This is a genomic window from Candidatus Blochmanniella vafra str. BVAF, from assembly GCF_000185985.2.
Lineage (GTDB): Bacteria > Pseudomonadota > Gammaproteobacteria > Enterobacterales > Enterobacteriaceae > Blochmanniella > Blochmanniella vafra.
In genome coordinates, this window is the sequence record NC_014909.2 from 598,173 (window position 1) to 612,139 (window position 13,967).

Annotated in this window: 10 protein-coding genes; 2 read left to right on the forward strand and 8 right to left on the reverse strand. The window is 29.0% G+C overall.

Annotated elements, in window-relative coordinates; all coding sequences use genetic code 11:
• Positions 1-8: 8 nt before the first annotated feature.
• Together guaA and guaB are read right to left on the reverse strand one after the other, a co-directional pair.
• Positions 9-1,598: a glutamine-hydrolyzing GMP synthase gene (guaA, locus tag BVAF_RS02620; RefSeq protein ID WP_013516835.1), complete on the reverse strand. Its 1,590-nt coding sequence runs from the start codon at positions 1,596-1,598 to the stop codon at positions 9-11.
• A 118-nt stretch (positions 1,599-1,716) separates the two neighbouring features.
• Positions 1,717-3,186 carry an IMP dehydrogenase gene (gene guaB, locus BVAF_RS02625; RefSeq protein ID WP_013516836.1) on the reverse strand — a complete coding sequence of 490 codons (1,470 nt, stop codon included), beginning with the start codon at positions 3,184-3,186 and terminating at the stop codon, positions 1,717-1,719.
• Positions 3,187-3,681: 495 nt separating this feature from the next.
• Here guaB and mqo point away from each other — a divergent pair, with 495 nt between their 5' ends.
• Positions 3,682-5,229 (forward strand): malate dehydrogenase (quinone), encoded by a 1,548-nt coding sequence (gene mqo / locus BVAF_RS02630; RefSeq protein WP_013516837.1) that lies wholly within the window; start codon positions 3,682-3,684, stop codon positions 5,227-5,229.
• A 107-nt stretch (positions 5,230-5,336) separates the two neighbouring features.
• Here mqo and der read toward each other — a convergent pair whose 3' ends face one another.
• The 6 genes from der to BVAF_RS02660 all read right to left on the reverse strand — a co-directional run bounded on the left by der (position 5,337) and on the right by BVAF_RS02660 (position 12,673).
• Positions 5,337-6,773: a ribosome biogenesis GTPase Der gene (gene der / locus BVAF_RS02635; protein WP_013516838.1), complete on the reverse strand. Its 1,437-nt coding sequence runs from the start codon at positions 6,771-6,773 to the stop codon at positions 5,337-5,339.
• A 74-nt stretch (positions 6,774-6,847) separates the two neighbouring features.
• Positions 6,848-8,128 (reverse strand): histidine--tRNA ligase, encoded by a 1,281-nt coding sequence (hisS, locus tag BVAF_RS02640; protein WP_044026135.1) that lies wholly within the window; start codon positions 8,126-8,128, stop codon positions 6,848-6,850.
• A gap of 97 nt (positions 8,129-8,225) precedes the next feature.
• Positions 8,226-9,314, reverse strand: coding sequence for a flavodoxin-dependent (E)-4-hydroxy-3-methylbut-2-enyl-diphosphate synthase (ispG, locus tag BVAF_RS02645; protein ID WP_013516840.1), 1,089 nt, complete (start codon positions 9,312-9,314; stop codon positions 8,226-8,228).
• Positions 9,315-9,593: 279 nt separating this feature from the next.
• Entirely contained in the window at positions 9,594-10,694 is a 1,101-nt protein-coding gene (gene rlmN, locus BVAF_RS02650; protein ID WP_044026136.1) for a dual-specificity RNA methyltransferase RlmN, read from the reverse strand.
• 183 nt (positions 10,695-10,877) lie between these two features.
• Complete coding sequence (gene ndk / locus BVAF_RS02655; RefSeq protein ID WP_013516842.1) at positions 10,878-11,285, reverse strand: nucleoside-diphosphate kinase; 408 nt, start codon at positions 11,283-11,285, stop codon at positions 10,878-10,880.
• A gap of 203 nt (positions 11,286-11,488) precedes the next feature.
• Positions 11,489-12,673 (reverse strand): IscS subfamily cysteine desulfurase, encoded by a 1,185-nt coding sequence (locus BVAF_RS02660; protein ID WP_013516843.1) that lies wholly within the window; start codon positions 12,671-12,673, stop codon positions 11,489-11,491.
• Between the two features lie 442 nt (positions 12,674-13,115).
• On the opposite strand from BVAF_RS02660, the gene BVAF_RS02665 reads away from it, so the two are divergent.
• Positions 13,116-13,952, forward strand: a complete 837-nt coding sequence (locus BVAF_RS02665) for an inositol monophosphatase family protein (protein WP_013516844.1) — start codon at positions 13,116-13,118, stop codon at positions 13,950-13,952.
• The last annotated feature ends 15 nt before the right edge of the window (positions 13,953-13,967 follow it).

A 13,967-nucleotide genomic window follows, 5' to 3' on the forward strand; every position in this document is an offset into this window, starting at 1 on the left:
ATCATCAATCATTCCCATTCAATAGTAGCAGGAGGTTTAGACGAAATGTCATATACGACACGAGATACATCCTGAATTTCATTCACAATCCGATTAGATACTTTATCTAAAAAATCATAAGGTAAATTTACCCATTTAGCAGTCATAAAATCTATTGTTTCCACTGCTCTTAACGCTATAACCCATTTATATTTACGATTATCTCCTTGTACTCCTACTGAAGATATAGGCAAAAACACTGCAAACGCTTGATTAATTTTAGTATATAAATTTCTATTACGAAGCTCTTCAATAAATATTTGATCTGCTTGTCTTAATATATTACAATATTCCTCTTTTACTTCTCCTAATATCCTCACAGCCATTCCAGGTCCTGGAAATGGGTGTTTATATACTACGTCCTGAGGTAACCCCAATCTCAAACCAATTTTACGTACTTCATCTTTAAATAATGTTTTTATAGGTTCTAATAATTTTATATTTAAATAATCCGGCAGACCTCCTACATTATGATGGGATTTAATTACATTAGGTGTTGAATTATTATACACTGCAGATATACCAGATTCAATTACATCTGAACATACAGTCCCCTGAACAAGCCATTTAATATTTTTTACTTTATCGCTATTAATATATGTTTCAAATATTTCTATAAATACCCTACCCACTACTTTCCTTTTTTCTTCTGGATCCACAACACCAACTAAAGCACTTAAAAATCGTTTCTCCTCTGATAAGCACACAATGTTTAAATATTGATACTTTTTTTTAAAACTACTAAGTTTTTCAATTTCATCATAACATAACAACCCATTATTCACAAACACACACACAAAATTATTACCAATTGCATATTTTAATAATAAAGCAGTAACACACGAATCAATCCCTCCAGAAAAAGCAAGCACTACTCTATCCCTACCCACTACTGCTCTCACTGTTTTAATAATATCTTTAATAATATTACTCGGTTTCCAAAAAGATTCACATTTACAAATATCGGTAACAAATCTATTTAAAATATTATTCCCTTTTTTAGTATGAGTAACTTCTGGGTGAAATTGTACCCCATACCAATGATATTTTTTATGAGCCATAATAGCAATCTTATTATATTGAGTTAAACCAACAATATTAAACTCATCAGGAATAACAGTAACTACATCCCTATGACTCATCCACACATCTAATATTCTATACCCGTCTCGATTAGTAGAATCATAAATACCATTCACTAATATATTTTCGGTAACAATCTTTACTCGAGCATAACCAAACTCTCCTTGATTATCAGAATATCGCACCGTGCCGCCTAATTGGGCAACCATAATTTGCATACCGTAACATATTCCCAGTATTGGAATATTTAATTTAAAAATAACACTAGGAATACATGGATTATCTTTCTGAGTTACACTACATGGACCTCCAGAAAGAATAATGCCATGAGGATTTAGTTCATAAAATTTCGATACGTTACAATTCCAAGCATATGAAACAGAATAAACTCCCAATTCCCTAATTCTTTTCAAAACTAATTGAGTATATTGAGATCCAAAATCCACAACCAAAATCCGATATTTAGTGCATTGCATATATTCTATTTAATCTTCAGTAATTAAAATTAGCTAAATATATGATATCGTATACCATAACTTTCCATCTTAACTCATATAAAAATCGTATCCATAACTAACAATAATAATTCCTTTTTTATTTCAACCGATAATTTGGAGCCTCTTTTATAATTGTCACATCATGCACATGCCCTTCTCTCATTCCAGAATAACTGACTCGTACAAATTTTGTTTTCGTTCTTAATTCATCAATAGTTTCACACCCTGTTAATCCCATGCAAGAACGCAATCCCCCCATCAATTGGTGTATAATCGTTTTCAATTTTCCTTTATAGATAACCCGACCTTCAATCCCCTCAGGAACTAATTTTCCAACAACATTTTCATCTTGCTGAAAATATCGATCAGATGAACCCCGATGCATAGCCCCTAAAGACCCCATCCCTCGGTAACTCTTAAATGATCGGCCCTGATAAAACTCTATATCTCCTGGAGATTCTTCTGTTCCTGCTAATAAAGAACCAACCATAACGCAATGTGCTCCAGCTGCTATCGCTTTAGCTATATCTCCAGAAAATCTAATTCCTCCATCAGCAATAACAGGTATATTAGTATTCTTTAATGCTCTAGATACATTATATATAGCAGTAATTTGAGGAATTCCCACTCCAGTGACAATCCGTGTTGTACATATAGACCCCGGGCCTATCCCAACCTTCACTGCATTAACTCCAACTTTTTTTAAAGCTAATGCTCCTTCTGTAGTAACAACATTCCCCCCTATAATAGGTAAATCAGGATACAATTTCCGAATCGTTGAAATATAATTCAATACACTTTCCGAATGTCCATGAGAAGAATCAATTAATAAAATATCCAAACCAGCTTTAACTAACCCATCAATTCTACTCTTATAATCTGTGTTTATACCTATTGCTGCTCCAACTCGTAATCGTCCATCCTTATCTTTACATGCATTTGGTTTACGCTCTGATTTTTCAAAATCCTTTGCAGTAATCATTCCTTTTAAATGAAATGAAGAATCCACCAATAATATCTTTTCTACTCTTTTCTCGTGCATCTTAGCAAGTACTATTTCTCGATCTTTCTTTTCACATACTGTCACTAATTGAGCTTTAGGAGTCATAACATTGGAAACTAAAGTATTTAAATTATCTATAAAACGTACATCTCTACTGGTCACAATACCTACTAATTCATTTTTATTCACTACTACTGGATACCCAGCAAAACCATTACGACGAGTTCTTTCTTTTACTTCCAATAATGTAGTATTAGGAGAAACGCACTGAGGATTAGTAACTACACCACTTTCATGACGTTTTACACGACTCACTTCGTTAATTTGCTCTATTAAAGACATATTTTTATGTATAAAACCTACTCCACCCTCTTGAGCTATAGCAATAGCTAAATTAGATTCAGTTACTGTGTCCATAGCAGCAGATACAATAGGAATATTTAAAAAAACAGAATTTGTTAATCGAGTTTTTAAAATTGCTTCTATAGGCAACACAGAAGATCTCTCCGGCACAAGAGATACATCATCAAACGTTAATGCTTCCTGAAAAGAAAAACGCAACATTATACAATCTTAATTTTATGTTATTAATAAAATGTTATACAAAATTATAAAAATAAAATATATAAATATTTTTTATACAAAAACTATTATGCTAAACCCTTGATTATTATAAATATATATATCATCAATGATATAATAAATAACAACAGTTTTTCAACTAATATGCAAATTATTAATTTATTGGTTAAAGATCATGTATCTCGCTGCACATATAAACAATAACAATATTACATAATTTCTTTCGTGTTTCTGTATCTTCTAACCATAAATCACAATATGTTGCAATATCGTTAAATTAATCAATAATCTATTTAAAAACTACTAAACAAAATAATTTATCATATCTTTTATTAAAAGTATTGAATATTTCTATAAAAAAATATAGCATGTTAACAATATCAAATGTTGTTAGTGTTATTAACACATCAGCTTACTGATAAATAATTATCACCTGAAATATACTAAAAATTAGTGTAGTAATTTTGACAAGTTTAAATGAACAGTAATACTTTTGATCAAACACCTGTGCAATTAAATAAAAAAAATGTACTCCCCCCTATTGATGTTGTATTAATTGGAGCCGGCATTATGAGCACAACCTTAGGGATGTTTATAGCAATGCTGGAACCAAACTGGAAAATAAATGTATATGAACGACTACATAAACCAGCTCAAGAGAGCTCTAATGCCTGGAATAATGCAGGTACAGGACATGCTTCATTTTGTGAATTAAATTACACCGAATATAACGATGTAGATAAATCCATTAATATTGAAAAAGCACTCTCAATAAATACCGCATTTGAATTATCATTACAATTTTGGGCTTTTTTAACTAAAAACAATATTTTAAAAAATCCTAAATCTTTTATACGAAATATTCCACACATCAGTTTTGTAACTGATGATAAACATATTTCCTTTTTAAGGAAACGTTTTCAAGCTTTAAAAACAAACAACATTTTTAATGGAATGATTTACTCTGAAAATTCTAAACAAATAGAGTCATGGATTCCTCTTATTATGACAGGAAGAAACAAAAATCAAAAGGTAGCTGCTACATATATGGAAATGGGAACAGATGTAGATTTTGAAGAAATTACCCAACAAATATTAAACCAATTAAATAAAAATTCTAATTTTAATATATACTTCCAACACAACGTAACAAGCATACAGCCTCATAACAATAATACTTGTTGGAATATATCTATAATTAATACACAACATAAAAATAAACAAAACGTTTATGCAAAACACGTATTTATTGGAGGAGGAGGACAATCTCTTAATCTATTACAAACTTCTGGTATTCGAGAAACTAAAGGATATGCCGGATTTCCAGTAGGAGGACAATTTCTCATTACATACAACCCCAAAATAGTATCACAACATTCAGCAAAAGTATACGGTCAATCCTCTCTTAATATGCCTCCTATGTCAGTCCCGCATATGGATGCTCGTATACTTAATGGAAATAAAGTTTTATTATTTGGCCCTTTTGCAACCTTTAGTGGAAAATTTTTAAAATATGGATCTTGGTGGGATTTATTTTATTCTTTAAATAAACATAATTTAATCCCAATAATCCAAGCTGGATTAGACAATAAATTTTTAATTAAATACCTAATTCATCAAGTAACCATGTCTCATAAGGATCGAATCAATTCTCTTAAAAAATTTTATCCTGAAGCACATATTAAAGATTGGTCATTAATACAAGCGGGACAACGGGTACAAATTATAAAAAAAAACCAACATAATAGAGGTACACTACAATTTGGGACAGAAATAGTCAGTTCAAATAATGGATCTTTATCCGCGCTTCTTGGAGCCTCTCCAGGAGCATCAATTGCAGTATCAATAGCAATAAGATTACTACATATTATGTTTAATACACAAATACACAGTAGTGCTTGGCAAACTAAACTTCAAGAAATAATACCAGTATATTCTCAATATATTCAAAATAATAATATCATTATAACAAATCAACTCATAAAAAATACAAGAGATGCATTATCTTTAACCTTTACAGAATAAATAAAAAAAATAATAGCAATTTATTTCAAAGAAAATAATGCCTCTGCTACTAATTATTTTATTAAAACAACATAATTTTTTTTAATCTAAAATATATATTTGATTTTTTAATAAGACATAGATTTAACACCCTCTTTAAATTTTAAATGAAAAAAAATTCCATCAAAATTTAAAGCACGACAAAAATATTTTTTCAAATATTTTCTATATTCATTAGGTAACCTATTAATTTGAGTTCCATAAATAATGATAGTTATAGGATCATATCCTCCGATATGCACATACTTAAACTTCGGAATACCCCCTCCTCTTACTTTTGATACAAATGGTGGAGTACATTCCGTAATAGCTTTATTCATTATACTAGTTAAAAAAACCGTATTAATAATTTTTGAAGCATCAAAATGTATTTTTTCTATAGATTTAAACAATAATTTTACTCCATATCCATATAATGAAGAAATAAAATGCATTTTAACTGTTGAAAATCCTAAAAAATTTAGTTTCCTTGTTAAGGATTGCAAAATAATTGATTTAGAATTTTTTATCAAAGGAGAAAAATTATCCCATTTGTTTAAAGCTATTACTAACGATCTACCATGACGTATAATAAAATTTAATAAAGATAAATCCTGATCTACAATTCCTTCATTAATATCAATTATTAATAAAATTACATGAGCATCTTTAATGACTTGAAATGTTTTTAAAACAGATATTCGTTCAGGTAAATTATCAATATATTTATTATTCCCACGTCTTATCCCTGCTGTATCAATTAACATATACTTTTGGTTATAACAAATAATAGGTATATATACAGAATCTCTAGTGGTACCTGGAATACTAGAAGTAATCACACGACTTTCTTGTACCACGTAATTTATAAAAGTAGACTTGCCAGAATTTGGTCTCCCTACCACGGCCAATTTTATAGAATTATTCTCAGAAACTAACGATACTGTTTTTTTATTTTTCTTATCTATAAGACATAATGTGTTTTTTTTATCTAAAAAAACTTCTTTTTTAATTTTTAAGAAAATCTTATCTAGTAAAATATCAATTCCATACCCATGCATCGCAGAAATAACTATTACTTCCTTTATTCCAAAAGAATAATAACTATACTTAGTTTCTAAATTTTTATTTTTAAACCTGAAATTATCAATTTTATTGATCACGACAAATATATTATTTTTTCCTAATTTACGCAAATTACCAATAATATTATAATCTATTGATGATTCATAAGCACGTCCATTTACCACAAACAATACAATATCAGCCTCTCGAATAGCTAAATTTGTTTGATAATTAATAGCGTTTTGAAGGAACGAATCACTAGATTCGTCAACTCCTCCTGTATCTACAATAATACATTTATCATTTTTATGTTGAATATAACCATACTGCCTATCCCTAGTAACACCAAAATAATCTGCCACTAACGCTCGATAATTTTGAGTTAACCTATTAAATAAAGTAGATTTCCCTACATTTTTTTGACCAACTAAAACGACAATAAACAATTCTTTTTTATCCATTCAACATAACCAAATTTAATGAATTCAAATAATAACCATAAATTTATTTTGATATCATCATCTATTCATGATAATTAATACAAATTTTTAAATTTTTTAATAACCTCAGTATATGAAACAGTTTCTTGGCTTTTACACACCAAGTCTTTTAAAACAACAGTTTTTTCATAAACATTGTGATCATTGATAATTAAAACAAATCGGGAATTATTTTTTATAGCTCGATTAAACTGTTTATCAAAATTTCCACCCCCCTGATTCATCATTAAACGTAAAAACGGTAATTCATTTCTAATATGTTCTGATAACATAAAAGAATACTGTTGAAAACAACAACTTAAATTAATTACATATACATCTATATATACACATGAAGAAGCTACAATAGCATTATTATCCACATCTTTCATCAATAATAATAAACGTTCTAATCCTATTGATAATCCTACGGCTGGTACGGATTGCCCTCCTAACTGTTTTGTTAACTCATCATAACGCCCACCTGCGCAAATAGTTTTTTGAACCCCTAATCTATTTGTCACCCACTCAAAAACCGTACTATTATAATAATCTAATCCACGAACTAAATATGGATTAACAACATAAGACACTCCAGATAAATCCAATAATTTACATAATTTATTAAAATGATTCTTAGAATACTCATCTAAATAATCATATAAAATCGGCGCTTTCATCAATAACTTTTTAAGTTGAACATCTTTTGTATCTAAAATACGAATCGGGTTAGAATATAATCGACGAATTGCATCACTATTTAAACTATCTTTATTTTTTTCTAAAAAATTTATTAATTTAGATCGATATATTATTCGAGATGATAATAATCCAATAGAATTTAATTCTAACGTCAAATGCTCACTAATTCCTAACATCTTCCAACAACGCACAATAATTAAAATTAATTCAACCTCTATATCTGGGCCAATTTGTCCAAAAGCCTCTATACTAAATTGATGAAATTGTCTATATCTACCTTTTTGGGGACGCTCTCTACGAAACATTGGCCCCATATACCACAAACGTTGTTCTTGATGATAAAATAAAGAATGTTCAATTCCAGCTCGAACACACCCAGCCGTACCTTCTGGTCTTAATGTTAAATTATTTCCATTCCTATCATTAAAATTATACATTTCTTTCTCGACAACATCTGTTACTTCCCCGATCGCTCTTTTAAATAAATCTGTAAATTCAACAATAGGAAACCTAATTTCATTATACCCATAACTATTTAATACAGTTTTGAGAATATTTTCTACACTCTGCCATAAAACAGCATCCTGAGGCAAACAATCATGCATACCACGAATAGATTGAATTTTTTTCATCACTACATAAATACTACAAAATTTGATAATGTAACAAAACTCTCACGAATATGCATACACAATATATATTATTGTGTGTATATAAATACACATTAAAAGATTACGATGTGATAGATTTAGCTCGAATTCGACGCTCTAACTCATCGACTATAGATGAATTATCGCAACGTTCTTTTTGTCTAATGCCATTTTCATATATCCCGCTTTTATTTTTAGCCCCTGCAACTCCAATAGTTGATGATAATGACTCACCCGGCCCATTTACTACACATCCAATAATAGATACATCCATAGAAGTTGTAACATCACATACCTTTTTCTCTAACTCATTTACTACATCAATGACATTAAATTCCTGCCTTGCACACCCTGGGCAAGCTATAAAATTTATCCCTCTGCTTCTAATCTTTAAAGCTCTTAAAATATCAAATGCCACTTTAACCTCTTCGACAGGATCGGCAGCTAATGACACACGTATAGTATCTCCAATTCCTTCCAGTAATAACAACCCTAATGCTATTGAAGATTTAACTGTTCCATTTCGTAATAATCCAGACTCAGTCAAACCTACATGTAACGGTTGCTCAATTTTTGATGATATTTCTTTATATGCACGTAAGGTAGAAAATAAATCCGAAGATTTAACGCTTACCTTAAATTGATGAAAATTAAATTTATCTAAAATATCTATATGACGCATTGCAGACTCTAATAAAATACGTTCTACAGAACTGTCTTTATATTTATCTACTAAATCACGCTCTAAAGATCCAGAATTCACTCCAATTCTAATAGCAATATTTTTGTCTCGAGCGCAATCTACTACAGCTCTAATACGATTATTGTTACCAATATTACCAGGATTAATCCTTAAACAATCAGCACCATATTCTGCAGCTTTCAATGCAATACGATAATCAAAATGAATATCAGCCACTAACGGTACATTAACAACTTTAAGTTTGATTTGTTTAAACGCTTCAGCTGCATCCATCGTAGGAATCGATACCCGTACAATATCAACTCCTGCTTTCTTTAAGTCGTTAATTTGATTAACTGTTCCTGAAACATCTACAGTCCGAGTATTTACCATAGACTGAACCGCAATAGGTGCACCATCTCCTATTGGAACATTACCAACATATATACGAGTAGATTTCCGACGAATAATATTAGTCAAATTATTCATATTATCCTCACAATTCTATATTGTAATACATATAAATATAAGCATTTTTTCACACAGTTATGTTAATACAACCTAAAACTCATCTACTGTTTTATAGCACAATACCATTGTGCACATTAAAATATAAAATATTATCAACATTAAATAGATTAAAATTTATAAAGACTAATTATTGTTAATACATTTACAGATACAAATATATATCACTGTATTTATAATTATGATTATAAACTTGACTGATGATATAACAACACATCATATATAATATACCTTTATTAATCAATTTATCTCACCCATCAATTGTCCACACGAGGCATGAATATCAGCTCCTCGTACTTTCCTAATTGTTGTAACAATTCCATAATTTTTTAAAACTTTATAAAAATTATTTAACCTAGCATCAGAGGTACTCTTTAAATATTTAATATTCTTAATGGAATTCCAACGCATTAAATTTACTTTACATGGCAGAGTAATAAGTTTTTTTGCTAATTCATGAGCATGTTCTATCTCATCATTAATACGATTTAATAATACATACTCAATTGTCACTTTTTTATTGTTTGATTTTGTTTTTTGTAAATAACAACGAATTGATTGTAATAAACAATCAATATTATATTTTTTATTAATTGGCATAATTTTGTTTCTGATAACATCATTAGGAGCATGCAAGGATACAGCTAACGATACATCAACCATATCTTTTAACTTATCTATACCTGGAACCACTCCGGATGTAGATAATGTTACATGATGTTTAGACAAATTAAAACCAGAACTATTCAATATAATTTGAATAGATGATACGACATTCATCAAATTTAGTAAGGGTTCCCCCATACCCATGAATACTATATGAGTAATAGGAATAAGATTATTACAATTTTTTACTTGTTGTTTATTATAATGAGAAATAAATCGAGCTATTCTCCAAACTTGACCAACAATCTCTGACGTTCTTAAATTTTTAATAAACCCTAATTTTGCTGTACCACAAAAACTACATCCTAAAGCACATCCAGATTGAGACGATATACATAAAGTAGCTCTATTATTATCAGGAATATAAACTGTTTCAACATATTTATCATCATGAATTCTCATCATCCATTTTCTTGTTCCATCTGAAGATTCTTGTTCATGAGTAATTATAGGCGCGTTAATTTCTGATATTTGATTTAATTTCACCCTTAAATCCTTGTGTAAATTAGTCATTTTATTAAAATCACTACAATACTTCTTATAAATCCAATCCATTATTTGATCAGAACGAAAAGCACATTCCCCTAATTTATTAAAAAACACCAATAATTTTTTAGGAGACATATCGAGTAAATTTATTTTTTTTAGCATCATCAAATATTCTATCGTATCAATATCTAATTATTAACTGATATTACACATATACGCCTAATATTGCCACCCATATTATTAATAATACGTCTCCTACCCATACATTTATACAATCTAAAAGCCATTATTTATCTCTCATCTATCGAACGGATAATAATACATTAAATATATATAATCAATTTATAAATTTAATACATTCATTTTGAATCATTTGTCAAAAAAATATGATATTTCAAACTGAGCAGAACTTTTAGAATCTGATCCATGAATAGCATTTCTAGTATAATTCTCTCCATAATCAGCTCTAATTGTCCCAGATAAAGCATCACTTGGATTAGTAGCACCTATAATTTCACGATTTCTTTGAATAGCACAATCACCTTCTAAGATCTGAATAAATATTAAACCAGAAGTCATAAATTGAATCAAATCATTAAAAAAAAATTTATTTCGATGTACATAATAAAACTCTGAAGCTTGCTTCCATGTAAGCTGTAACATCTGAACCGATACTACAACTAATCCAGAAATCTCAAATCGATTAATTATAGCTCCAATTATGTTTTTAGAAACTGCATCAGGTTTAATTATTGATAACGTGTGTTCTTTTCTCATATTTATTGCCTATAAAATTCCAAATATCACACTCTTATCTCTTCTCTTGTTAAATAAATAAAAACAAAAATTTTCTATTTTACTATATACTTATGATACAACTCATTAACAATTTAAAAAATAAAAAATCATTTAGAAACAACAATCATTTTAATATATTTGCATAATTATTTAAATACACTGTAATATCAATTATATTATTATCATAATAAATGAATCATTTCATTTAACTTCATAACTATAGCAACAATCTGATGGATAGCGTAATCTATCTCTTCTTCTGTTGTGAATCTTCCTAAAGAAAATCTAATTGAATTATATGCAAGTTCATTAGGTATCCCTAAAGCTGTTAACACATGAGATACACTCATCGTATCAGAAGTACATGCTGAGCCAGAAGACAAAGCAAAATCCTTTAACGCTATCATTAATGTTTCGCCATCAATATTACGAAAACTCACATTCAACAATGTACCAATACAATGATTTAAATCACCATTAACCATAATGCCTTCAATTTGTTGCAATCCTTTCCACAAACGATTTCGCATTGTTTTTAAATAACTCATCTCTACTTCCATCTCTTTTTTAGCTATTTGATACGATTCAGCCATTCCAACAATTAAATGTACTGGCAAGGTCCCAGATCGCAAACCATATTCATGCCCTCCTCCATGTATCTGAGCAATAAGATTAACTTCCGGGTTTATTATTCTATTATCACTATATTTACGTATATATAGCCCTCCAATACCCTTTGGTCCATACAATTTATGAGCACTAAAAGACATTAAATTTACCGGTAATACAGATAAATCGATGTGTAATTTTCCAACACTTTGAGTAGCATCTACATGAAATATAATATTATTAAGCTGGCATAACTTACCAAATTCTGCAATATCTTGAATTATTCCTATTTCATTATTAACATGCATGATAGATACTAATATAGTATCATCGCGCAATACTTGATTAATTTGATTGATATCAATTAATCCATTACGTTGGGGAACTATTCTTGTAATTTCAAAACCCTGTTTTTCAAGACTACGACATGTATCAAGTACGGCTCTGTGTTCAGTGGCACTAGTAATAATATGTTTACCTTTTTTATAACAAGAATGCGCTATACCTTTAATAGCTAAATTTATCGATTCAGTAGCTCCTGAAGTAAAAATAATTTCACTAGATCTAGCCCCAATTAACGACGCAATATGTTTTCGAGATATTTCTACTGCCTCTTCTGCTTTCCAGCCATAACAATGAGATCGAGATGACGGATTACCAAATATCCCATCTACCATCAAATACTGATACATCTTATCTGCTACCCTTACATCTACTGGAGATGTAGCAGCATAATCAAAATATATCGGCAATCTCATTCTGTATATACTCCACAAACAATAAAAGTCACTTTAAAATTTAAAATTATAATATATAACTCTCATCCATATAATAAAAATCCAATATCCACATCATTGTTTTTGATTCATCTCATTATTAAAAAATAACTAAATTAATACATTACATGTACATACATAAAAATATAATATATAATATTACATATTCATATAAATATTATATTTTAATTAAAAATTTTTCATATTATAATACACCATTCCCCTAATTATTACTTAATAAACTTCACATATATTTATTGCAATTCGTATTTTAAATATACATACATAATCATCAAATAAATATTACATTTATAATACACCATAAAATATAGTATATTACTATTACGCATTGATTTTATCACTAAAATTATATTTTAAACAACTATAAATAATTTTTCATACACTCTGTATATAAAATAAATATATGCACCCAATACTCAACATTGCTATGCAAGCAATAAGAAAAGCTGGAAATTTTATCATTAAACAATATGAATTTTTCGGTAGAAACAATATTAGACTACCAAATTATATTCAAACCTTTTTAAATGATGTACGCAATGAATCTAACCAAATTATTTCCACAATTATTAAAAAATTTTATCCTTCGCATATAATTATTGATATTCATAACACACACACTATTATGTCTATTCGAGAGCATAATCAAACGTACTGGATTATCGATTCTATCGATAGTGACATCAATTTTAGTAAACAGTTTCCATTCCTTACTTTATCTATTGCTGTACAACAAAACAAAAATATTGAAATAGGTGTAATATATGATCCTATCCACAATGAATTATTCAGTGCATGTCGAGGAAAAGGAGCTCGATTTAATAACTACCATCGCATTCGATTATATCAAAATAATAATATTTTCCCCCCATCAAATAATTTTATGTTTACGGCAATATCATGCGATACTGAATATACACAATATAATAACCGTGCTATACGTATATTAAATAAATTACATAATTCTCAATCCCAAATGATTATGAATTTTAGATGTACTGGATCTGTAAATTTAGATTTAATTTATGTTTCAATGGGCAGAACAGACGGATGTTTCATACTTTCTTCAAACAAAAACATCAAACTAATTAGTAGTGTTTTAATACTCAAAGAATCAGGGGGAATAATAACTGATTTTGAAGGTAATAATATTAACGATTATCTATTTAATGAAAACGTAATAGCAGGACACCCTAAACTAATAAAGAAAATACTACCCTTAATAAAAAAAAATATTTAATTCCGTTGTACAAAT